This is a genomic window from Streptomyces sp. NPDC046716 (assembly GCF_040645755.1).
Lineage (GTDB): Bacteria > Actinomycetota > Actinomycetes > Streptomycetales > Streptomycetaceae > Streptomyces.
Genome location: NZ_JBEYYU010000026.1, coordinates 48,280 through 69,972, shown reverse-complemented (window position 1 = coordinate 69,972; position 21,693 = coordinate 48,280). Strand labels below are relative to the sequence as shown.

At 73.4% G+C, this 21,693-nt stretch carries 19 protein-coding genes; 12 read left to right on the top strand and 7 right to left on the bottom strand.

Annotated elements, in window-relative coordinates:
* Window positions 1-97 precede the first annotated feature (97 nt).
* Window positions 98-562 (bottom strand): cyclic nucleotide-binding domain-containing protein, encoded by a 465-nt coding sequence (locus ABZ930_RS20705; protein ID WP_361549708.1) that lies wholly within the window; start codon window positions 560-562, stop codon window positions 98-100.
* A gap of 296 nt (window positions 563-858) precedes the next feature.
* On the opposite strand from ABZ930_RS20705, the gene ABZ930_RS20700 reads away from it, so the two are divergent.
* From ABZ930_RS20700 to ABZ930_RS20690, 3 genes are all read left to right on the top strand, one after another.
* Window positions 859-1,722, top strand: a complete 864-nt coding sequence (locus ABZ930_RS20700) for a universal stress protein (protein WP_361549706.1) — start codon at window positions 859-861, stop codon at window positions 1,720-1,722.
* A 71-nt stretch (window positions 1,723-1,793) separates the two neighbouring features.
* Window positions 1,794-4,157: a phosphoketolase family protein gene (locus tag ABZ930_RS20695; protein ID WP_361549704.1), complete on the top strand. Its 2,364-nt coding sequence runs from the start codon at window positions 1,794-1,796 to the stop codon at window positions 4,155-4,157.
* A gap of 25 nt (window positions 4,158-4,182) precedes the next feature.
* Window positions 4,183-5,067, top strand: a complete 885-nt coding sequence (locus tag ABZ930_RS20690) for a universal stress protein (RefSeq protein WP_361549702.1) — start codon at window positions 4,183-4,185, stop codon at window positions 5,065-5,067.
* 34 nt (window positions 5,068-5,101) lie between these two features.
* Here ABZ930_RS20690 and ABZ930_RS20685 read toward each other — a convergent pair whose 3' ends face one another.
* Complete coding sequence (locus ABZ930_RS20685; RefSeq protein WP_361549774.1) at window positions 5,102-5,374, bottom strand: SHOCT domain-containing protein; 273 nt, start codon at window positions 5,372-5,374, stop codon at window positions 5,102-5,104.
* 196 nt (window positions 5,375-5,570) lie between these two features.
* On the opposite strand from ABZ930_RS20685, the gene ABZ930_RS20680 reads away from it, so the two are divergent.
* Both ABZ930_RS20680 and ABZ930_RS20675 read left to right on the top strand, forming a co-directional pair.
* On the top strand, window positions 5,571-6,074 hold the full coding sequence (locus tag ABZ930_RS20680; RefSeq protein WP_361549700.1) for a MaoC family dehydratase: 504 nt from the start codon (window positions 5,571-5,573) through the stop codon (window positions 6,072-6,074).
* A 216-nt stretch (window positions 6,075-6,290) separates the two neighbouring features.
* Complete coding sequence (locus ABZ930_RS20675; protein ID WP_361549698.1) at window positions 6,291-7,322, top strand: O-antigen ligase family protein; 1,032 nt, start codon at window positions 6,291-6,293, stop codon at window positions 7,320-7,322.
* Window positions 7,323-7,344: 22 nt separating this feature from the next.
* Here the strand turns inward: ABZ930_RS20675 and ABZ930_RS20670 are convergent, their stop codons facing one another.
* On the bottom strand, window positions 7,345-7,908 hold the full coding sequence (locus tag ABZ930_RS20670) for a hypothetical protein (protein WP_361549696.1): 564 nt from the start codon (window positions 7,906-7,908) through the stop codon (window positions 7,345-7,347).
* A 76-nt stretch (window positions 7,909-7,984) separates the two neighbouring features.
* Window positions 7,985-8,767 carry an aspartate/glutamate racemase family protein gene (locus tag ABZ930_RS20665; RefSeq protein WP_361549694.1) on the bottom strand — a complete coding sequence of 261 codons (783 nt, stop codon included), beginning with the start codon at window positions 8,765-8,767 and terminating at the stop codon, window positions 7,985-7,987.
* 58 nt (window positions 8,768-8,825) lie between these two features.
* On the opposite strand from ABZ930_RS20665, the gene ABZ930_RS20660 reads away from it, so the two are divergent.
* The gene (locus ABZ930_RS20660; protein WP_361549692.1) at window positions 8,826-9,992 is read left to right on the top strand and encodes a glycosyltransferase; all 1,167 of its coding nucleotides are present in this window, start codon (window positions 8,826-8,828) and stop codon (window positions 9,990-9,992) included.
* A 16-nt stretch (window positions 9,993-10,008) separates the two neighbouring features.
* On the opposite strand, the gene ABZ930_RS20655 is transcribed toward ABZ930_RS20660, so the two are convergent.
* Complete coding sequence (locus ABZ930_RS20655) at window positions 10,009-11,229, bottom strand: TerD family protein (RefSeq protein WP_361549690.1); 1,221 nt, start codon at window positions 11,227-11,229, stop codon at window positions 10,009-10,011.
* A 186-nt stretch (window positions 11,230-11,415) separates the two neighbouring features.
* On the opposite strand from ABZ930_RS20655, the gene ABZ930_RS20650 reads away from it, so the two are divergent.
* The 4 genes from ABZ930_RS20650 (at window position 11,416) to ABZ930_RS20635 (ending at window position 16,078) form a co-directional block, all read left to right on the top strand.
* A complete protein-coding gene (locus ABZ930_RS20650) occupies window positions 11,416-11,880 on the top strand; it encodes a DUF6643 family protein (protein ID WP_361549688.1) in 465 nt (154 codons plus the stop codon).
* Window positions 11,881-11,931: 51 nt separating this feature from the next.
* Window positions 11,932-12,759, top strand: a complete 828-nt coding sequence (locus ABZ930_RS20645) for an MOSC N-terminal beta barrel domain-containing protein (RefSeq protein ID WP_361549686.1) — start codon at window positions 11,932-11,934, stop codon at window positions 12,757-12,759.
* Between the two features lie 171 nt (window positions 12,760-12,930).
* Window positions 12,931-13,545, top strand: a complete 615-nt coding sequence (locus ABZ930_RS20640; RefSeq protein ID WP_361549684.1) for a hypothetical protein — start codon at window positions 12,931-12,933, stop codon at window positions 13,543-13,545.
* Window positions 13,546-13,672: 127 nt separating this feature from the next.
* Window positions 13,673-16,078 (top strand): right-handed parallel beta-helix repeat-containing protein, encoded by a 2,406-nt coding sequence (locus tag ABZ930_RS20635; RefSeq protein WP_361549682.1) that lies wholly within the window; start codon window positions 13,673-13,675, stop codon window positions 16,076-16,078.
* Here ABZ930_RS20635 and ABZ930_RS20630 read toward each other — a convergent pair.
* Window positions 16,048-18,396 (bottom strand): hypothetical protein, encoded by a 2,349-nt coding sequence (locus ABZ930_RS20630; protein ID WP_361549680.1) that lies wholly within the window; start codon window positions 18,394-18,396, stop codon window positions 16,048-16,050. The two genes, ABZ930_RS20635 and ABZ930_RS20630, sit on opposite strands and share 31 nt — an antisense overlap.
* Window positions 18,397-18,609: 213 nt before the next feature.
* On the opposite strand from ABZ930_RS20630, the gene ABZ930_RS20625 reads away from it, so the two are divergent.
* Complete coding sequence (locus ABZ930_RS20625) at window positions 18,610-19,446, top strand: DeoR/GlpR family DNA-binding transcription regulator (RefSeq protein ID WP_361549678.1); 837 nt, start codon at window positions 18,610-18,612, stop codon at window positions 19,444-19,446.
* 106 nt (window positions 19,447-19,552) lie between these two features.
* Window positions 19,553-20,041 carry an SRPBCC family protein gene (locus ABZ930_RS20620; protein WP_361549676.1) on the top strand — a complete coding sequence of 163 codons (489 nt, stop codon included), beginning with the start codon at window positions 19,553-19,555 and terminating at the stop codon, window positions 20,039-20,041.
* Between the two features lie 193 nt (window positions 20,042-20,234).
* Here the strand turns inward: ABZ930_RS20620 and ABZ930_RS20615 are convergent, their stop codons facing one another.
* A complete protein-coding gene (locus ABZ930_RS20615) occupies window positions 20,235-21,332 on the bottom strand; it encodes a PLP-dependent cysteine synthase family protein (protein WP_361549772.1) in 1,098 nt (365 codons plus the stop codon).
* Between the last annotated feature and the right edge of the window lie 361 nt (window positions 21,333-21,693).

The window sequence follows — 21,693 nt, the reverse complement described above, 5'->3', positions numbered from 1 at the left end:
CTCAAGACCCCGGCCAGTGCCGGACGATCCCCGCGGGCCGACCGTGCCGCAGGCCCGCTTGTGGCACGGGGGCGCCGAGACCGCACCGGGCACGCCGTCATCGCGGGAATCCGCTGCCGTGCGGCGCGTACAGGTCGAGGAGGCGGACGCGGGCCGCGTGCAGCCGGTGGCTGAGCACCTCGCCGACCCAGTGGCCGACCTGACGGCCCAGGTCCGCGTCGGCTTCGCACATGTCGCGCACCAGCGCCGCATCGAACTCGTGGGCGCGCACCGGGCTCGTCGTCGCCGCGCCGAGCTGCCACTGGTGCGGCTCGAACAGCCATGACCAGCCGACGAGTTCGCCGAATCCGAGCAGCTCGATCACCGCGGAACGACGGCCCGGGACGTGCATGTCGAGGGCGACCGTCCCGGAGCGGATGATCCAGAAACGGTCGGCGCGGCCGCCCTCCTCGAACAGCCGGGAGCCCTCGGGGAAGTTCACCTGCCGCGCCACGCTCATCAGACGCCCTCGGTGTGCGGCGGGGAGTGCCTGCCCCATCCGCGGGGTGGTCGTCGCGATCATCGTCCTGCCTCCTTCGCGAGCGCGGTCACTTCTTCGGTGATGCCGAGGCCGACGGGGCACCAGGTGATGCGGCGTCGAACTGGTCCTGCCACGTGTGGAGTTGGTGGATGGGCCACGACCGGTGGCGGCTGCGCGGCGTCGGCCCGCCATGTCCACCGTGGGCCTCCGGAGCGGCCCGCGGCAGGGGCCGAACGACCCGCGCAGCGGGACCGGATCGCCCCTCCACCCGGCGCGCGCCCGGTGCCAGCGTGAGCACGACGGCCCCGACGGGGCCCGCCCGTGAGGAGACGAGAACCGTGGAACGTCCTCTGATCATCGGGGTCGACGGGTCGCAGCCGAGCCTCCGGGCGCTGGACTGGGCGGTCGACGAGGCCGTTCGCCGCGACGACACGCTGCGGGTGCTGCACGCCTCCCGGTGGGACCGCTACGAGGTCCGCCAGGCCTCCTTCGGCACGGACCGCGACGCCCTGCAGCGGTACGCGGAACGCGTCGCCGCGCAAGCCGTCGCACGGGCACACGAACGCGCCCCCGGGCTCAAGGTCGCCGCCGAGGTGGTGCCGCACGATCCGGCCACCGCGCTGATCGAGGCGTCGCACGACGCGGGTGTGCTGGTGGTCGGCAGCCGTGGGCACGGCACGTTCACCGGGCTGCTGCTCGGCGGGGTCGGCCTGCCGGTGGCCGCGCACGCACAGTGCCCGGTCGTCGTCGTACGGGGCGAGGACGAGAACGTACGGGGCGATCGCGGTCAGGTCGCTCTCGGCATCGGGGATCCCGAACGGGCCGCCGCGGCGACCGGGTTCGCGTTCCGGGCCGCCGAGCTGCGCGGGGCACGGCTTCTCGCGCTGCGCGCCTGGCGCTGCCCCGCCCACGAGCTGCCCGACTACCCGACGGACGACAGCGGGGCCCATGTGGTGCACGCGGAGAACGAGTTGGCGGCCGCCCTGCACGATCCCGCCGAGCGGTACCCCTCGGTGCCGGTGCGGGCCGTGCAGGAGGAAGGGCGGGCGCGCGACGTCCTGGTGTCGGCGTCCGCCCGGTCCGACCTGCTGGTGGTCGGCGCCCGGCGGCGCAGAAGCGGAGTCGGGCTGCAGCTCGGCCCGGTCGGCCATGCCGTACTGCACCACTCCGCGTGCCCCGTCGCGGTCGTCCCGCACGACTGACCGCCCCGGCCCGGAACCCCCGCGCCGCGCCCGAACTCCCCTGTCCCCGAGACCCTTTCCGGAGGATCCCGATGGCGAAGGACCCGACGAAGCACCAGCTGGCCGCGCTCGACGCGCACTGGCGCGCCGCCAACTACCTGGCGGTGGGCCAGATCTATCTGCTCGACAATCCGCTGCTCACCCGGCCGCTGGCGGCCGAGCACATCAAGCCGCGACTGCTCGGCCACTGGGGCACCTCGCCCGGCCTCAACCTCGTCCACACCCACGTCAACCGCGCCGTCAAGGCGCGCGACCTGGACGCCCTGTACGTCTGGGGGCCGGGGCACGGCGGCCCCGCGGTGCTGGCCAACACCTGGCTCGACGGCAGCTACACCGAGGTGTACCCGGACGTGCCGCGGGACGCCGTCGGGATGCGGCGGCTGTTCCGGCAGTTCTCCTTCCCCGGCGGCGTCCCGAGCCATGTCGCGCCCGAGACCCCCGGCTCGATCCACGAGGGCGGCGAGCTGGGCTACTCCCTGGCCCACGCCTACGGGGCGGCCTTCGACAACCCCGGCCTGCTGGTGCCGTGCGTGGTCGGCGACGGCGAGGCCGAGACGGGTCCGCTCGCCGCTTCCTGGCACTCCACCAAGTTCCTCGACCCGGTGCACGACGGGGCGGTCCTGCCGATCCTCCACCTCAACGGCTACAAGATCGGCAATCCGACCGTGCTGTCCCGGCTGCCCGAGGCCGAACTCGACGAGCTGCTGCGCGGATACGGTCATGAACCCGTCCACGTCACCGGACGCCAGCCGGCGCGTGTGCACCGGGAGTTGGCCCAGGCGCTCGACCGCTGTCTGGACCGGATCGCGCGGATCCAGCACGAGGCCCGCACGGCGGGCGCCACCGCACGACCGCGCTGGCCGATGATCGTGCTGCGCACCCCGAAGGGCTGGACGGGCCCGCGGACCGTGGACGGGGAGCCGGTCGAGGACACCTGGCGCTCGCACCAGGTGCCGCTCGCGAACGTGCGCGAGAACCCCGAGCACCTGGCCCAGCTGGAGAAGTGGCTGCGCTCGTACCGGCCCGAGGAGCTCTTCGACGCGCAGGGCCGGCCCACTCCCCTGGTGCTGGAACACGTCCCCGACGGCAACCGCCGTGCGGGCGCGAACCCGCACGCCAACGGGGGTCTGCTGACCAGGCGGCTGCCGATCGCCCCGCTCGAGCGCTTCGCCGTACCCGTCGACAAGCCGGGCGCCGCACTCCACGAGCCGACCCGGGTGCTCGGCGATCTGCTCGCCCAGGTCGTACGGGACACAGCGCGGCGCCGCGACTTCCGCGTGGTCGGCCCGGACGAGACCGCGTCCAACCGGCTCCAGGCCCTGTTCGACGTGACGGGGAAGGCGTGGCAGGCCGGGACCAGGCCCACCGACGAACACCTGGCGAGGGACGGCCGCGTCATGGAGGTGCTGTCGGAACACCTGTGCCAGGGCTGGCTCGAGGGATATCTGCTCACCGGACGGCACGGCGTGTTCTCCTGCTACGAGGCGTTCGTGCACATCGTCGACTCGATGGTGAACCAGCACATCAAGTGGCTGAAGACGGCACGGCGGCTGGCCTGGCGGCGCCCGGTCCCCTCGCTCAACTATCTGCTCACCTCACACGTGTGGCGCCAGGACCACAACGGCTTCTCGCACCAGGACCCCGGTTTCGTCGACCACATCCTCAACAAGAGCCCCGATGTCGTCCGGGTGTACCTGCCGCCGGACGCCAACACGCTGTTGTCCGTCGCCGAGCATGTTCTGCACAGCCGCGACTACGTCAATGTGATCGTCGCCGGGAAGCAGCCGTGCTTCGACTGGCTCTCCCTGGACGAGGCCCGCGCCCACTGCGCGCGGGGCGCCGGCATCTGGGAGTGGGCGGGCACGGAGAACGGTTCCGGGGAGCCGGACGTCGTCCTCGCCTGCGCGGGGGACGTGCCCACCCAGGAGGTCCTCGCCGCCGCCGGCCTGCTGCGCCGGCACCTGCCGGAGCTGACGGTCCGTGTCGTCAACGTCGTCGACATGACCCGGCTGATGCCGCGCGACGACCACCCGCACGGCATGGCCGACTTCGAGTACGACGCCCTGTTCACCCCCGACAAACCCGTCATCTTCGCGTACCACGGCTATCCCTGGCTGATCCACCGGCTCGTCTACCGCCGCGCGGGGCACCGCCAGCTCCATGTACGCGGCTACAAGGAGTCGGGCACCACGACCACACCGTTCGACATGGTCGTGCGCAACGACCTCGACCGCTTCCGCCTCGTCATGGACGTCATCGACCGGGTGCCCGGCCTCGCCGTGCGCGCGGCCGCGGTCCGCCAGGAGATGGCCGACGCCCGGACCCGGCACCAAGCCTGGATCCGCGAGCACGGCACCGATCTGCCCGATGTCGCAGCCTGGTCCTGGACCGGCTGACCCGCGCCTTGAGGAGGTCCGCCTCATGTCATCCCTGTCCGAGCGCCCGATCACCGCCGGCATCGACGGCTCCGCCGAGAGCCGCGACGCCGCCGACTGGGCCGCCCGTGAAGCCGTGCGGCACGGTCTGCCGCTGCGCCTGCTGCACGCGGGTCCCGGCACGGCCGCGCCGTCGGGACTGCCGGAGCTGGACGCCCCGGCCGAGCGGGCGGCCGCGGCCCTGCACGATCTGCCCCGCCAGCTCTCCTACGCCCACCCGGCGCTGGAGATCCGGTTCGGGCACACCGACGGAGCGCCGGTCCCCGTGCTCCTCGACGCCGCCGCCTCGTCGACGATGCTGGTGCTCGGCTCCCGCGGCCTCTCCGGGTTCACCGGCTTCCTCGTGGGCTCGGTGGCGGCCGCCGTCTGCGCCCGCGCCACCGGCCCGGTCGCGCTGGTCAGGGCCGGGCAGCGCCCCGAGGACGAGCGCACGGGGCCCGTCCCCGCGCCCTACCGGCCCGTGCTGGCCGGCCTGGACCTCGCGCACCCGGGCGACGATCTGCTCACCCATGCCTTCGAGGCGGCGGCGGTGCGCGGCATGGAACTCCAGGTGCTGCACGCCTGGACCCTGCCGGCCCTGCACGACTACGCGCCCGGGACGACACCGCCCGGCGACGCCGCGGGTGCCGAGACCGAACGCTTCCGGGCGCTGCACGCGACGCTCCTGCCCTGGCGGCACAAGTTCCCCGAGATACGGGTCGTGGAGCGGCTGGAGTACGGGCACCCGGCCCACCATCTGCTCATGGCGGCCGAGACCGCGGGGCTCGTGCTCATCGGGCGTCGTACGACGGCCGGGGCCCGCCTGGGCCATGTCGCCCACACCCTGATCCACCGCACGAAGTGCCCGGTGCTGCTGGTGCCGCACGACTGAGGAGCGGGGTTCCCTCCCCCCGTCCCGTCCCCGTCTACCGCTTCCGCGGCCGGTCTCCGGCGTCGGCGGGTCGTCCGGCCAGGACGGCCCGGCGGCGCCGGTACTCGTCCTCGTCGATGTCGCCGCGGGCGAACCGTTCGTCGAGGATCGTCCCGGGTGCGGCCTCCCCCGGCGGCACGGTGCGCTCCGGGCGGGACAACGCCCGGAAGGAGAGCACGGCGATCACGCCCACGAGCAGCCAGAAGAGCAGCATCCCCGCCGACATCGCGAACCAGGCCCAGCCACCGGCCTGTCCGTTCCAGAACATCACGGTCGCTCACTCCCTCACGGGCCCAGAGCACCAGAGGCCGGGCGCCCCCGGTACCTGCGCCTCGCTTCCACGGTGGCCCCGAACTCCCAGGCCCGCCATGGGCCGAAAGGGGCAACGCCGCCCGGCCCACCGGCCGGGGCGGGACCGGCCGGATCCCATGATGCGTGCACACCCCATGGGTTACCGTGCGCCGATGACGACGACGCCGGCGACCTCCGCCATCGGCCCCGACTTCGACATCCCTGTGGAGAAGCGGTACTTCGAGGACTACGTGCCCGGCGCGAGCTACCGGTACGGGAGCATCGCCGTGACCGAGGCGGACATCCTCCGGTTCGCCGGGGAGTTCGATCCGCAGAGCATCCACACCGACCCGGTCGCCGCCGCGGCCGGGCCCTTCGACGGCCTCATCGCCAGTGGCTGGCACACCGCGTCGGTGATGATGCGGCTCTACGCCGACCACTACGTCAGCGCGATCGCCAGTCTGGCCTCGCCCGGCATCGACACCCTGCGCTGGACCCGCCCGGTCCGGCCCGGGGACCGGCTGTCGATCCGTACGACGATCCGCGAGGCCCGGCTGTCGCGCTCGAAGCCGGACCGCGGCATCGTGCACACCGACGTCGAGGTGCTCAACCAGCACGACGAGACCGTGCTCACGCTCACCGCGATGAATCTGCTGCGCAGCCGCGACGCCGGCTGACCCGCACCGCAGCACCGGCGGAACCGAGCCAGGAACGTTCCTGCGCAACTGCGGTCCAAAGCGCCGCACCAGCCGTTACCGTGTGCCCGAGTCCCCGACGCCGTGCCGGATCCGGCCATCGCGTGCGGGGCCCGTCTCAGTCGGGGGGCGACGGGGTTGGGATCAACGGGGTGGTCCACGAGTGCCGGGCCGGGAGTGGACCGGCGGCGGCGCGGGGTGTCGGACGTCGTCGGCGTCGCCGTGCTAGGCGGCTGCGCGACCTGGTCACTGATCACGGCGACCGCGCGGGCGGGCCGCCCCGAAGGGGTGCTGCTCGCGGTGCTGGCCGTCGCCGCGGGGTACGCGGGCGGGCGGATCGCCGGTGGGCTCGCCCCGGTCGCCACGTCCTGCGCGGTCGCGGCCGGCGGTCTGGCCTTGGCCGTGGCGTCCCCGCAGGCGGTGCCCGCGCCGAACACCGCGGCGCCGCCGGGCGGCGCCGGGGCGACGGCCGCGCTGCTCGTCCTGTCGACGGGCGCGCTGAGCTGTGCGGCCTGGGCGGCGCGGAACCGGCGCCTGCGGACCACGCTGCACCTGCTGTCCGCCGGCACCGTCGCGGTGGGTGCGCTGGCCGGATCCGGCGCGGGGGCGGCGGCGAGCGGCGTCGTCGTGCTGTGCGCGCTCGCCTCGGCCCGGCTGCGGCGCCGGGCGGGAGCGCTCGCGGGACTCGGCGTCGGCACGGCCGCGGTGGCGGGGCTCGGTATCGCGCTCGCCGACGGCGCCCTGCCCTCGGGACCGGCGTCGTTCCTGGAGGGCGAGCTGTCCGAGCGCCGCGTCCAGCTGTGGCACCGGGCGCTCGACCTGGCCGCGTCCGACCCGTCGCTCGGGGCGGGGCCGGGCCGGTTCGCGGACTTCGGCACCGCGTCCACCCTGTCCGCGGGATCATCGGCCCCGGACGCCCGACCGCACTCGGCGGTGCTTCAGGTCGCGGCGGAACAGGGCTTCATCGGGCTCGCGCTGCTCACGGCCGCGTACTGCTGGCTGCTGTACGTGCTGTGGCGCTCGGCCCGTCCGACGCCGGTGGTGCTCACGGCCGGTGCGGCCCTGACGGCGGTGGCGATGCTGGCGACGGTCGGCAACGCGCTCAGTTTCACGGCCGTGACGGCGGGCGCGGGGCTGCTCGCGGGCATCGCCACCGCCGTCCCGTTCGGCGACGAACCGCCGGACGACGACGCGGCCGCCCCGGAGTTCGTCCGGGACGGCCGCGGCTGATCGGTCGTGGAGCGGCGGGGCGTCAGGCCACCGGCCGCGCGGGCGACGGCTTCAGCCGGTCGCGGATGTGGCGCACCGCGCTCTCCGCGTCGTCGACGGTCACCGTGAACTTCCGGCCGTCGCCGAGGCTGAGCACCACGCCCTCGCCGCGCCGTACGACGACGGCCGTGCCGATCTCGGGACGCCAGCGGTAACCCCAGCCGCCCCACTGGCGCGGGGTGACGCGCGGTGCGAAGTCGGCGTCGACGACATGGGCGAGCGGGATCCGGCGGCGCGGCAGTCCGACGTGACCGCAGCGCACCTCGAGGTGGTCCTTGTCGACCTTCACCGCGACGTGCAGGAAGGCGAGGGTGCCGAAGAGCACGAGCAGGCCGACCGCGATCAGCCCGACCACGGACATCGCCAGAGCGGCGATACCGGTGGCCCAGGAGCTGTCCACGGCGAGCTCGATGCCGAGGGCCAGGCAGGCGAAGCCGCCCAGGGCCAGCAGCCACTGCACACGATTGTGTGCGTGGCCGGTCCAGATCTCGGTCACCCGGTCGGACGTGCGTCGCCCGGGGGCTGCGTCGGCGGCGTCTTTCCTCATGCGTTCGAGACTACTCATGTTCCGCCGCCGCGGCACCGCCTCGCGGAGAGTCACTGCTCCGGACCGGTGCCCAGGGTCACCCGGCGTGGCTGACGGCCTGCAGCGCCCGGCCCTCGGCGTAGGTGAGCGCCGCCTGCGGAAGCGTTTCCGCGCGACCGCTGAGGAGCACCGTGAGTCCGCTGTGCCCGGTCGTGGCGCGGGCCCGGTCGCCGGCCCTGCGCAGCGCCTGCGCGGCGACGGCGCCCGCGCTGCCGTACAGCGTCAGCGGCTCGGCGCCGGGCTGCTGCAGCGCCGCGCGGATACGCTCCGCCACCAGCTCGTAGTGGGTGCAGCCGAGGACGACGGTCCGCACGTCACGCGGAGTGAGCGCGGCGGCGGCCGCGACGGTCCGGTCGATGGCGTCCTCGTCGGCCCACTGCACGGCGTCGGCGAGCCCCGGGCAGGGCACCTCGGTGACCTCGACTCCGGCGGCGAAGTCGCGGATCAGGCCACGCTGGTACGGGCTGCCGGTGGTGGCCGGCGTGGCCCAGATCGCGACGGGGCCGCCACCCGACGCCGCGGGCTTGATCGCGGGGACGGTGCCGATGACGGGGATCTCCGGCTCCAGGCGGGCCCGGACCGCGGGCAGGGCGTGCACGGACGCCGTGTTGCAGGCGATGATCAGGGCGTCGGGGCGGTGTGCGGCGGCGGCCTCGCAGACGGCCAGCGCCCGCTCGGTGACGTCCTGCGGGGTGCGCGGGCCCCAGGGCATGCCGTCCGGGTCCGAGGAGAGCACGAGATCGGCGTCGGGCCGCAGGCTCCGTACCGCGGCGGCGGCCGCGAGCAGTCCGATTCCCGAGTCCATGAGCGCGATCTTCACCCGGAAACCATAGACGATGGCTCCGACAGAACCGCGCCGGTGGGGCAGACTGCGGCGGATGGACGTCGTTGTGTGGATCACCGCGGCCGGGCTCGCCGCATGGCTGTGGCTGCTGCTGTGCCAGGGGTTCTTCTGGCGCACCGATCTGCGGCTGCCGCCGCGCACCGATCCGGGGCACTGGCCGGACGTCTGTGTGGTGGTCCCGGCCCGTGACGAGGCGGAGGTGCTGCCCGAGAGCCTGCCCTCGCTCCTGGCCCAGGAGTACCCGGGGAACGCGGAGATCTTCCTGATCGACGACGGCAGTTCGGACGGCACCGGCGCGCTGGCCCGCGCCCTGTCCGACCGGCACGGCGGGCTCCCGCTGACGGTCGACTCCCCCGGCGAACCGCCCGCGGGCTGGACCGGGAAGCTGTGGGCGGTGCGGCACGGCATCACGCTGGCACGCGCGCGTGGCCCGGAGTTCCTGCTCCTGACCGACGCGGACATCGCCCATGAGCCGGAGAGCCTGCGGGAGTTGGTGGCGTCGGCCCGCACGGGCGGTTTCGACCTGGTGTCGCAGATGGCGAGGCTGCGGGTGGCGAGCGGGTGGGAGCGGCTGGTCGTGCCGGCCTTCGTGTACTTCTTCGCCCAGCTGTACCCGTTCCGCCGGATCGCCGACCCCGGGTCGCGCACGGCCGCGGCGGCGGGCGGCTGCGTCCTGCTGAGCACCGAGGCGGCCGAACGGGCCCGGATCCCGGACGCCATCCGGCAGGCGGTCATCGACGACGTGTCGCTCGCGCGGGCGGTGAAGCGCTCCGGCGGCCACATCTGGCTCGGCCTCGCCGAACACGTGGACAGCGTGCGCCCCTACCCGCGGCTGACGGACCTGTGGCGCATGGTGTCGCGCTCCGCGTACGCGCAACTGCGGCACAACCCGCTGGTGCTGCTGGGCACCGTGCTCGGACTGGCGCTGGTCTATCTGGTGCCGCCCGCCGCCGTGTTCCTCGGCCTGGTGGCGCGCAACGGCCCCGTGGCGCTCCTCGGCGGCCTCGCGTGGGCGGTGATGACGGCGACGTACATCCCGATGCTGCGCTACTACCGGCAGACCCTGTGGCTGGCGCCCCTGCTGCCGTTCACCGCGTTCCTGTACCTCCTCATGACGGTGGACTCCGCGGTGCAGCACTACCGGGGGCGGGGCGCGGCGTGGAAGGGCCGGACGTACGCCCGGCCGGACGCCACGTCCTGACCTCCCCCGGCGCCTCCTACTTGCGGCCCGGGGTCCAGTTCATGCCCCAGCCGTAGGCGCGGTCCACGGTGCGCTGCGGGCTGACGCCCCGCTCGGGCACCAGGTAGCGGGCCTCGCGCTGCACGGTCAGGTCGTGGCCGTCGTTGGTGATGAGCGCGAGCGCGCACACGGTGGAGGGGACCGTGCACTCGTCCAGGGAGAAGTCGATCGGGGCCCCGCCCAGGGGCGCGAGGGTGACCGTGGCGTGGAGGTCGGCGAAGCTGCGCGCGCCTTCGTAGATGGTCACGAAGATGAGCACGCGGCGCAGCGCGTTCTTGTGGTCGAGGTTGATCGTGAGGTTCTCACCGGTGGCCACGCCGCCGGTGCGGTCGTCGCCGTCGAGATGGATGTACGGGGGCTGGTGCAGCGATCCGAAGGCGTTGCCCAGCGCCTGGACGACGCCCTTGCGGCCGTCGGTGAGTTCGTACAGGGCGCACAGGTCGAGATCGAGGTCGCGGTGGCGGGCGGTCGCCCGGCCGCGCTTGCTGCCCCAGCCGCTGAACTGCTTGCGCACCTCCCAGTTGAGGTTCACGCGCATCGCGCCCGAGGTGCCGCCCTGCTTGGCCAGGGACACCGAGGGGGCGGCCTTGGTGAGCGTCACCTTGGTGAGCCGGACCGGCCCGGAGGGGGCGGGCGGTGCCGTGGGCATCGGCGGCGGGGCGATCGTCGCCCGCGGCTCGTCGACGGTGATCCCGTAGTCGGTGGCCAGCCCGGCCAGGCCGCTGTCGTAGCCCTGGCCGACGGCGCGGAACTTCCAGGCGCCCTGCCGGCGGTACAGCTCCCCCAGGACGAACGCCGTCTCGACCGAGGCGTCCGTGCTGTCGAAGCGGGCGAGTTCGGCGCCTGAGGCCGCGTCGAGGACGCGGATGTGCAGGCCGGGGACCCGGCCGAAGGCGCCGCCGTCGGCCGACGCGGCGAGGACGACCCGCTCGATGGCCGGCTCCACACGCGCGAGATCCACGGACAGCGTGTCCGTCACCTCACCGCCCGTGGTCGTCTTGCCTTCGTGCCGGACCGCGCCGGACGCGTGGGCGGGCTGGTTGTAGAACACGAAGTCCGCGTCCGAGCGGACCTTTCCGGAGGCGAGCAGGAGCGCCGAGGCGTCCGCGTCGGGCACGCCGGGGCCGCCGCGCCATCCCAGCTCGACGCGTACCGCCGAAGCCCGCACGGGGACGTTCGTTCCCTTGCCCATGGTCATGTCTGCCCCCTTCACGGGCGAATTTGTTACCGCCGAGAACTCGGCCCTTACACGAATCTAACGCCGCACAACGACCGTTTTTGCCGAGTTCGCTCGCATTGGGGACGCACGGTCACACCCGACACGCAAAAGAACCCTCTTATCGGGCTACCCCATCGACCACATCGTGGGCTTAACTTATGTGCCATGACCTCCCCCCGCTCCACCTATGGCGGCGGTTACTACTCCGCGCCGTCCTTCCCGGACACCCCGATCTACGACTCCCTCGTCGCCGAGCGGGGCACACCCCAGATCGCCCCGATCCGGGTCCCCTCCGCGTACGACACCGGAAGCCATCTTCCCGCGCTTCCGGCCGCGTTGCCCGCCCTGCCGTCCGGTCCCTCCGCTCCGGCGCCGCAGTACGGCTATCCGCACCAGCAGTCCGCGCAGATGCAGCCGGCCCAGATGCAGCCCGCGCAGATGCAGGCGGCGCCGACCGCGTACATCCCGCAGCAGACGAGCGCGCCGCGCGGCTACCAGGCCCCGCAGCAGCACCAGCCGCAGCGGCAGGCCCCCGGCACCGGCTACGAGGCGATGCGCCCGGCCGCGCCGCGTCCCGCGCCCGCGCCGTACGAGGATCCGTACAACCGTCAGCAGTACCGCGGTTACTGATCCGGACGGCCCGCACATGGGGTTGTCGGTGCCTGCTGGCAGGATGGTCCCATGTCGCAGCAGCCTGTGCTCAGTTCGATCCATGTCTACCCGCTGAAGGCGGTTCGGGGGCACGCACCGCGCGAGGCGGTCGTGGAGCCGTGGGGGCTGGCGGGAGACCGGCGCTGGGTCCTGGTCGACGCGGCGAACAAGATCGTCACGCAGCGGCCGCATCCGCGCCTCGCGCTGGCCGCCGCCGACCTGCTGCCCGGCGGCGCCGTCCGGCTGTCCGCGCCCGGGAAGCGGCCGCTGACGGTCGAGGTGCCCGAGCCGGGCCCGACGGCCACCATCGAGGTCTGGCGCGACAAGGTGGAGGCCGTGCCCGCGGCGGACGCGGCGCACGCCTGGTGGAGCACCTGCCTGGGCACCGAGGTCCGCCTCATGCACCTCGACGATCCGGCCACCCGCCGTCCGGTCGATCCCGCCTACGCCCGGCCCGGCGAGACGGTCAGCTTCGCCGACGGCTACCCCCTGCTGCTCACCGCACTCTCCTCCCTCGACGCCCTCAACTCCCTCATCGCCCAGGGAGATCACGCGGACGAGGGCCCCCTTCCCATGAACCGTTTCCGGCCGAATGTGGTCGTCTCGGGCACTTCCCCCTGGGCCGAGGACGACTGGACGCGCATCGCGATAGGCGAGGTCACGTTCCGCGTCACCAAGAAGAGCGGCCGCTGCGTGGTGACCACCACGAACCAGGAGACCGCGGAGCGTGGCAAGGAGCCGCTGCGCACCCTCGCCCGGCACCGGCGCTTCGGCGACCAGTTGTGCTTCGGGACGAACCTGGTGCCGGAGTCGCCCGGCACGGTCCGGCTCGGGGATCCGCTCACCGTCGTCGAATAGCGTCGAATAACCGTCACCCGGATGGGGAACCCGGCGGCGCGACAGACTCGTTGAGGGACAATGGCAGTGCCGGAGACACCGGCGAGCCGGTCGGGCGGGGCGAGGCCCTCTCTCTTCGCTCCACCCGCGCGAAGGCGTTGCCGTTCGTGGCGAGGACGGACGTGGAAGGGGGTGCAGGCTGTGCGGGCGGTCACCGGAATCTGGCGCTGGCGGCACAATCCACTGCGCCGCGGCACCGATCTTGCCGAGGCGTGGGTCGCGCTGATCGCACTGGTCCTCATCGTCGTCGCCGCGCCCGTCGCCGGCGTGGTGGCGGGCTCCCTCTCCCGTGACGCGCTGTACCGCTCGGTGGACGAGCAGCGCAGCCTGCGTCACGAGATCACGGCGACGGTCGTACGCAAAGTGGCGCAGCCTCCCCTCGACTCCGACCCCGAGACCTCGACCGCGCGGGACGCGCACAGTCGCGTCGTCGCGACCTGGACGGCGCCGGACGGCACGGCACACCGCGACCGGGTCGTCGCCGCGCTCCAGTCCCCGCACCGCGGGGACACGTTCCCGCTGTGGACCGACGAGCAGGGCCGTGTGGTCGGCCGCCCGCTCGACCGGACGACGGCGGCGACCCACGCGGTGCTGGCCGGTTTCGGCACGGCCGTCGCCGTCGCCGGTCTCTTCGAGGGCACGCGCAGGATGGTCGTGTGGCGGATGGTCCGTCGCCGGTACGCGCGCTGGGACCACGCCTGGGACATAGCGGGCCCCGACTGGGGCAGGACCGGCACGGGCAGCTGACAGGGTCGCGACTCCGGTCAACTGCCGTGCTCCGCGCGCGCTACGGTGGACCCACCTTTCTCAGGAAGAACGCCCGTCAGGGCGTGAGCAGGACCCGCGTACGACGAGGTGGGGGCACAGCACCGTTATGGCACAGGGCACGGTCCAGGTGACGCACACCGGCACATCACGGTGGCGGCGCCGCACAGGTGAGTACGCGTCGTTGGCCGCCGCTCTCGAAGCGGCCGGAGACGGCGACGTGCTGACCGTCGCCCCGGGCACGTACCGGGAGAATCTGATCGTGCAGCGCGCGGTGACGCTGCGCGGTCCCGAGGGCTCCCCCGGGTCGGTGCGCATCGCGCCGGTCGACGGGGTGCCGCTGACCGTCCGTGCGTCGGCGACGGTGCAGGACCTGCACGTGGAGGGCCAGGACTCGGCGGCGCCCGCGCTCCTCGTCGAGGAGGGCGCGCCGGAGCTGATCGACGTACGGGTGGTGACCCGCTCCGCGTCCGGCATCGAGGTGCGCGGCGGGGCCCGCCCGACCGTGCGGCGCTGCACCGTCGACAATCCCGGCGGGATCGGCATCGCCGTGCTGGACGGCGGGGGTGGTGTCTTCGAGGAGTGCGAGGTCGTCGCGGCCGGGCAGGCCGGGGTGGCGGTGCGCGGCGGCGCCCACCCGCGTCTGGAGCGCTGCCGGATTCACCACGCCTCCGGTTCCGGACTCTCGGCGACGGGCGAGCACAGCGGTCTGGAGGCCGTGGGCTGCGAGATCTACGAGATCAAGGGCTCGGGCGTGCAGATCACCGGCCGGGCCGCCGCCCATCTGACCAACTGCGACGTGCACCGCACCACGGCCGACGGTGTCACCCTCGACACGGACGCGGTGCTCACCCTGGCGGACTGCCACATCCACGACATCCCGGAGAACGCGGTGGACCTGCGCTCCCGGTCCGTCCTGACGCTGACGCGGTCCACGGTCCGCCAGTTCGGGCGCAACGGCCTGTCGGTGTGGGACCCGGGCACGCGCGTGGACGCCAATCAGTGCGAGATCCATGACAGCACGGGCGACTACCCGGCGGTGTGGGTCAGCGACGGCGCGACCGCCGTCCTCGACGCGTGCCGGGTGCACGACGTGCCGGACGCGCTCTTCGTGCTGGACCGCGGCTCGCGCGTGGACGTCGTCGACAGCGACCTGTCGCAGGTGCGCAACACGGCGGTGTCGGTGAGCGACGGGGCCACGGCGCAGCTGGACGACTGCCGGATCCGGGAGGCGGCCACCGGCGCCTGGTTCCGCGACCACGGCAGCGGCGGCACGCTGGCCAACTGCACGGTCGACGCGATCCAGACGGGCGTCATCGTCACCAAGGGCGCCGACCCGACCATCGACCGCTGCACGGTGACGTCCCCCGCGGAAGCCGGTTTCTACGTCTCCGCGGGCGGCCGGGGCACGTTCCAGGGCTGCCGGGTGACGGGCAGCGAGGGGTACGGCTTCCATGTCATCGACGGCTGCCGTACGACGCTCAGGAAGTGCCGTACGGAGCGGTGTTCGCGGGGTGGTTACGAGTTCTCCGAGGACGGCCCGGTCGTCGAGGAGTGCACGAGCGACGAGAGCGGCGGGATAAGGCCCGGGGCGTCCGCCGCCGCGCAGCCGGCCGTGCAGACGCAGTCCGCGACGCAGACCGTGGGCCTGCTCAGCCAGGTTCCCGACCAGCGGGCCGAGGTGCCCGCCGAGGAGCCGCCCTCCCGCACGTCGCAGGCCGTGCTCGGGGAACTCGACACCCTGGTGGGCCTGGAGAGCGTCAAGCGCGAGGTGCGGGCGCTCACCGACATGATCGAGGTGGGCCGCAGACGCCAGGAGGCCGGTCTCAAGGCGGCCTCGGTGCGTCGGCACCTGGTGTTCACCGGCTCCCCCGGCACCGGCAAGACGACGGTGGCCCGGCTGTACGGCGAGATCCTGGCCTCCCTCGGCGTCCTGGACAAGGGGCATCTCGTGGAGGTGTCCCGGGTCGACCTGGTCGGCGAGCACATCGGCTCGACCGCGATCCGCACCCAGGAGGCGTTCCAGCGGGCCCATGGCGGCGTGCTGTTCATCGACGAGGCGTACGCCCTCTCCCCCGAGGACTCGGGCCGCGACTTCGGCCGTGAGGCGATCGACACGCTGGTGAAGCTCATGGAGGACCAGCGGGACGCGGTCGTCGTGATCGTCGCCGGCTACACGGCGGAGATGGAGCGGTTCCTGTCGGTCAACCCCGGTGTGGCGTCCCGCTTCTCACGGACCATCACCTTCTCCGACTACGTGCCCGAGGAGCTGCTGCGGATCGTGGAGCAGCAGACGGACGAGCACGAGTACCGGCTCGGCACCGGGACGTCGGAAGGGCTCCTGAAGTACTTCACGGCGCTCCCGAAGGGCCCGGCGTTCGGCAATGGCCGCACGGCCCGGCAGACGTTCGAGTCGATGGTGGAGCGGCATGCGGGGCGGGTCGCCCAGCTCGGCGAGCCGAGCACGGACGACCTCACGCTCCTCTACCCGGAGGACCTGCCCGAGCTGCCTTGACCTCGAGTACGCGGCGTGGGCACCGCGTGCTTGAGGCGGGCCAGCAGGCGGGCCCGCTCCTCGGCGAAGACCGGGTCCGCCTGGTAGTCGCCGTGGCCCAGGATCGGGGCGGGCAGCGGGTGCTGCTCGGTGCGGCCGTAGGCGAGCGGGTCCAGAAGGGCGGGGTGGTCGACCGTGGGGCCGCAGTCGCCCGGCAGGCCGATCGGGCCGCCGATGGGGTCGGTCTCGCGGTGCAGGTTCCGCCAGCAGTCGACCTGGCGGTGCAGGGACGCCAGGGCCGCCGGGCCGAACTGGGCGGGGAACCAGCGCCCGTACAGCCGCTCCAGGGGCGAGCCGTAGGTGAGCAGACCGACGCGTCGGCGCACCGACGGCGGCAGTTGCCAGGCGGCCGCCGCCGCGAGGACGCTGCCCTGTGAGTGGCCGGAGAGGATGAGCCGGCCGCCGGTCGTCCGGGTCCAGCTCGCCATCCGCCAGGTCAGGTCGGGCACCGCGCGTTCCGCGTAGCAGGGCGGTGCGAAGGGGTGGGCGGCGCGCGGCCAGAAGGTGCCGACGTCCCAGAGGATGCCGATGGTGCGGCGGGCGGCGGGGTCCTTGTAGGCACGGCGGCCCCAGGTCACGAACAGTATGAAGCCGGCTCCGATCAGCCAGGAGCCGAGCGCCTGCGCGGTGTCGGCGGCGCCCTCCAGGAGGGGGAACGTGCCCTCCGCGGCGGTTCCGGGGACCTTGCCGGTGGCCCACGCCCCGGCGACGGCCAGACCGCCGAGGAGCAGGGCCACGGCCGAGACCACACCGATGATCACGGGGGCCCGGTCGGTGAGGGCGGCACGCGCGCGCGTGCCCGCGATGGCCGACGTGCGGGCGGCGTCCGGGCGTTCCCCGGTCCCGTCGGCGTGCTCGTCCAGGTGGTAGTCGGCCTCGACCCGGACCGTCTCGGCCTTCTTCCTGCGGGCCGTGCGCACGGCGAGGACGGCGCACAGGACGGCGAGGACGACCAGCAGCGGCGGGATGACGGACGCCTGCCAGGACAGCAGGACGGGCGGGCCCGGGATCAGGCCGCTGGTGCCGTCCAGCCAGTCGGCGACGCGCTGCGCGATGCCGCCCGTCATCACCCCGCCGAGCGCGCAGGCCAGCATCGCGGTGGCGGGTCCGCCGAGGCCCCGCAGGGCGGTGCGGCGGTCGGCGGCCGTGCGGTAGATCGCCCTGGCCACCACGGCGAGTACCAGCACGAGCACCACCTGGGCGAGCGCGATCCCGCCGAACGCGGCGTCGCCCGGCAGCCGCCCCGAGGAGTGCCAGTGCGGGCGGGACCAGCCCGCGTACACCAGGGTCAGGGCGAGCAGGGTGAGCGCTCCGTACGGCAGGACGCGGACCAGGGTGCGGTCCAGGTCGAGGTCGAGCCGGTCCTCGGTGCGGCCGCGCAGGACGACGACGGCGAGGACCGCGACGAGGCCCGCGGCCAGGGCGCCGACGAAGACCTGTCCCAGGACGTCGAGGAGTACGGGGCCGCCGGCCCGGTGGTCGTAGCGGGCGGCCGACGTGCCGACGGCCGCGGCCACGGTCAGCAGCCCCGCGGCGGTGTGCGCGGCGCGCAGCCGGGACACCAGACGGCGCCCGTACCAGAATCCGGGCCTCGCCAGCGCGTTGTCCGCCGAGCCGTCCGTGCCCTCGGGGTCCGGCTGGTGGGGCAGCGGGCGCTGTGCCTCGTACGCGCTCCAGGTGCGGTGCGACAGGTACCAGAGCAGGACGCTCAGCGCGGTCGGCACGAGCGCGGCGAGGGCCAGCCGGCGGCCGGGCTGGCTCCACCAGCCGTCGGCCAGGAATCCGAGCCAGGTCCTGCGCGCGGCACAGGCCGGGGTGCCCGCGCACTGCCAGGCCGTCAGATCGAGCGCGACCTCGCAGGCGGCGGCGACGAGGAGCACGGTGAGGGTGAGGCCCGTGAGGCGGACGAGGAGGCCGTAGAGGCGCACGGTGCGGGTTCTGCTGAGCGCGTTGGGGCGCATCCAGTGGGCGAGGTTCACCACCATGAAGGGCAGCAGGACCAGCCACAGCGCCCGTGCGCCGTTGCCCGACGTGAGGTTGCACCACACGTACGCCTCGGGCACGGGTCTGCCCCGGTAGTCGTCCGGCCTGGCCTCCGCGTCGACGTCCTCGGCGCGGCGGTAGACGGCCGCCGTCGTGTCGCCCGACACCCGCACCGTGCGCGGGTCGTCGAGCATCTCCTGGGGTGTGGTGCCACCCACTCCGTGGACGAGAAGCTCCAGAGCGCTCTCGTCGGCGGCCTCGCTGATGTCGGTGTGCTGTTCCGGCGCCGTGGTCATGTGCGTCCCCCGTTCCTTGCGGACAACAGGATTCCGTCCCAGCGCCCTCTCGCGCACCCGTCGTCACGGAATCTCCCCGCTCCTTTCGAGCCGTACTCCCTGGTGGCGGGTGCGGGCGGTGGGACGGGTGTCCGTGGCGCGTGCGAGGATGACGGAACCCTCGGCCGGCAGGCCGGGCGGTGGTGGGGACGACGCGAAGGGACCCGACGGGACGTGAGCGAGAATCAGAACCTCCTCGCGGAGCAGCGCCGCTCCCTGATCCTCGACGAGGTCCGGCGCCGCGGCGGCGTCCGGGTCAACGAGCTGACGAGGAAGCTCGGCGTCTCCGACATGACGGTGCGGCGGGACCTGGACGCCCTGGCCCGCCAGGGCGTGCTCGAGAAGGTGCACGGCGGTGCGGTTCCGGTCGTCGAGGCGAGCAGTCACGAGCCGGGCTTCGAGGCCAAGTCGGGTCTGGAGCTGACGGCCAAGGAGGACATCGCGCGGGCGGCGGCGCCGCTGGCCGCGCCGGGGACGGCGATCGCGCTGTCCGGGGGTACGACGACGTACGCGCTGGCACAGCATCTGCTCGACGTGCCGGACCTGACGGTGGTGACCAACTCGGTGCGCGTGGCGGATGTGTTCCATGTCGCGCAGCGCACCGCGGGCACCCGGCAGGGCGCGGCGACGGTGGTGCTCACCGGTGGGGTGCGCACGCCGTCCGACTCGCTGGTGGGGCCGGTGGCCGACCAGGCGATCGCGGCGCTCCACTTCGACGTGCTGTTCCTCGGGGTGCACGGGATAAGCCCGGAGGCGGGCCTGTCGACGCCGAATCTGGCGGAGGCGGAGACCAACAGGCGCCTGGTGCAGTCCGCGCGGCGGGTGGTCGTGCTCGCCGACCACACCAAGTGGGGGACGGTGGGCCTGAGTTCGTTCGCCGCGCTCGACCAGGTGGACACGCTGGTGACGGATGCCGGGCTGCCGGTGGAGGCCCGGACGGAGATCTCCGAGCACATGCGCCTCGTCGTGGCCGGTGACCCCGATTCCGTTCCGGGTGGTGCAGACATCTGACGGACCGCCAGCTATGGTGACCGTACCCGGTCAACCGGTCTAATCCTGCTGCCCGTTGGGCCGGGCCGACGTTTGGTTCGTCGTCCTGCTTGGGGGCTGAGCGCTCATGGCACGTCATCTTCTCCCGGTCGGCCTCGACTTCATCGAGACCGCCCCGCTGCGACTGGTGTTCGCCCGCGAGGTGTCGGCGTCGCCCGGCGCCGTGTACCGGGCGCTGGCGGAGGACGTCGAGGGCTGGCCGCAGTGGTTCTCCGCGGTGACCCTGGCGCGGCCGGCCGAGGCCGGGGCGGACGGGCCGCGGCGGGAGATACGGCTCAAGGGCGGCCGCCGCTTCCTGGAGACGATCGTGGCCGCGGAGCCCGACGAGGTCTACGCGTACCGGGTCGACGAGGCCAACGCGCCGGGGGTGCGGGCACTGCTCGAGGAGTGGCGGATCACGCCGGTGCCCGGTGGGGCGCGGGTGCAGTGGACGTTCGCCGCCGACGGTGCCGCGCTGTTCCGGGCCGGGGTGAAGGTGGGGCGTTCCGGTCTCGGCCGGGCGTTCCGTGACGCGGTGACCAAGCTCGAACGACGGCTGGCCACCACCGCCGCGTGACGCCACGGCTGTCGGCTCCACGGCCGCCGTGGGCGGCGTGGGCGCCGACCGACAGGCAGGTGCCCGCGCCCCGGGTGACGACGGATGTCCGCCGGGCCGCGCACTCCCCTACGACGGCCCGGCCCCTCGTCGCCGGACGTGCCCACGGTCGCACGCCCGGCTCCCGGCTCCCGGCTCCCGGCTCCCGTGAGGCTCAGGTTTCGGAGGGGCTCGACGTGAGCAGGTTGTTGATCGCCTCCAGGTACGGCGTCACGTCCAGGCCCTGCTCCGCCAGCCACTGGTCCGAGTAGTACTTGTCCAGGTAGCGGTCGCCCGGGTCGCACAGCAGGGTGACCACGCTCCCCTTGCGGCCCTCCGCCACCATCTCCGCGACGATCTTCAGGGCGCTCCACAGGCCCGTGCCGGTCGAGCCGCCCGCCTTGCGGCCGATGGTGGCCTCCAGGGCGCGGACGGCGGCGACGCTGGCCGCGTCGGGGACCTTCATCATGCGGTCGATGGCGCCGGGCACGAAGCTGGGCTCCATGCGCGGGCGGCCGATGCCCTCGATGCGCGAGCCGCAGTCACTGGTGGCGTCCGGGTTGTTCGTCGTCCAGCCCTCGAAGAAGCAGGAGTTCTCCGGGTCGGCGACACAGATGCGGGTGTCGTGCTGCATGTAGTGGACGTAGCGCGCGAGGGTCGCCGAGGTGCCGCCGGTGCCGGCCGTGGCCACGATCCAGGTCGGACAGGGGTAGCGCTCCAGCTCCATCTGCCGGTAGATCGACTCGGCGATGTTGTTGTTGCCGCGCCAGTCCGTGGCCCGCTCCGCGTACGTGAACTGGTCCATGTAGTGGCCGCCGGTGCGCGCCGCGAGGGCCGCCGACTCCTCGTACATCGTCCTGGAGTCGTCGACGAAGTGGCACTGCCCGCCGTGGAATTCGATCAGTCGGCACTTCTCCGCACTCGTCGTACGCGGCATCACCGCGATGAAGGGCACCCCGACCAGCTTCGCGAAGTACGCCTCCGAGACCGCGGTGGAGCCGCTGGACGCCTCGATCACCGGGCGGTCCGGTCGGATCCAGCCGTTGCACAGGCCGTAGAGGAAGAGCGAGCGGGCGAGGCGGTGCTTGAGGCTTCCGGTGGGGTGGGTCGACTCGTCCTTCAGATAGAGGTCGATGCCCCAGTGCTCGGGCAGGGGGAAGCGGAGCAGATGGGTGTCGGCCGAGCGGTTGCTGTCGGCCTGGACCTTGCGCACGGCCTCTTTCAGCCAGCTCCGGTAGCCGGGATCCGTGTGGTCGACGTCCAGCGTCGGCATCGGCTCCGCGAGCGGGCGCTCGTCCCCGGTGCGGCCTTGCTCCCTCGTGCTCACCACGGGGCTCCTTCGCGTCGTTCCGAGCGTCCGCCCCGGCGGAATCCCGCGAAGGGAGCGTCGGGGCAGCCTCTGCCGGGTCGGTCGACCACGGCCGGACGCCTCGATCATAGACATCTTCCACACGCTTCTCACCTGCATAAACGCACCTTTGGGAGCCTCAAAGGCACACCTGGCCCCAGGGGCGACGACGCCTGTGCAGGGGGCGCGAACTCCGTTTGCGCCCACTGCTTCGCGCCGCGTCCACATGCACACTGGTGCTCCTGGCCCGCTGCGTGCAGACTGCACCGCACCAACGCACTCAGAG

Coding starts and splice junctions, on each gene's coding strand:
- ABZ930_RS20670 (WP_361549696.1), bottom strand. CDS start 7,908: ATGAGGAAAGACGCCGCCGACGCAGCCCCCGGGCGACGCACGTCCGAC.
- ABZ930_RS20705 (WP_361549708.1), bottom strand. CDS start 562: ATGATCGCGACGACCACCCCGCGGATGGGGCAGGCACTCCCCGCCGCA.
- ABZ930_RS20660 (WP_361549692.1), top strand. CDS start 8,826: ATGGACGTCGTTGTGTGGATCACCGCGGCCGGGCTCGCCGCATGGCTG.
- ABZ930_RS20615 (WP_361549772.1), bottom strand. CDS start 21,332: ATGCCGACGCTGGACGTCGACCACACGGATCCCGGCTACCGGAGCTGG.
- ABZ930_RS20655 (WP_361549690.1), bottom strand. CDS start 11,229: ATGACCATGGGCAAGGGAACGAACGTCCCCGTGCGGGCTTCGGCGGTA.
- ABZ930_RS20645 (WP_361549686.1), top strand. CDS start 11,932: ATGTCGCAGCAGCCTGTGCTCAGTTCGATCCATGTCTACCCGCTGAAG.
- ABZ930_RS20635 (WP_361549682.1), top strand. CDS start 13,673: ATGGCACAGGGCACGGTCCAGGTGACGCACACCGGCACATCACGGTGG.
- ABZ930_RS20685 (WP_361549774.1), bottom strand. CDS start 5,374: ATGTTCTGGAACGGACAGGCCGGTGGCTGGGCCTGGTTCGCGATGTCG.
- ABZ930_RS20620 (WP_361549676.1), top strand. CDS start 19,553: ATGGCACGTCATCTTCTCCCGGTCGGCCTCGACTTCATCGAGACCGCC.
- ABZ930_RS20680 (WP_361549700.1), top strand. CDS start 5,571: ATGACGACGACGCCGGCGACCTCCGCCATCGGCCCCGACTTCGACATC.
- ABZ930_RS20630 (WP_361549680.1), bottom strand. CDS start 18,396: ATGACCACGGCGCCGGAACAGCACACCGACATCAGCGAGGCCGCCGAC.
- ABZ930_RS20695 (WP_361549704.1), top strand. CDS start 1,794: ATGGCGAAGGACCCGACGAAGCACCAGCTGGCCGCGCTCGACGCGCAC.
- ABZ930_RS20690 (WP_361549702.1), top strand. CDS start 4,183: ATGTCATCCCTGTCCGAGCGCCCGATCACCGCCGGCATCGACGGCTCC.
- ABZ930_RS20650 (WP_361549688.1), top strand. CDS start 11,416: ATGACCTCCCCCCGCTCCACCTATGGCGGCGGTTACTACTCCGCGCCG.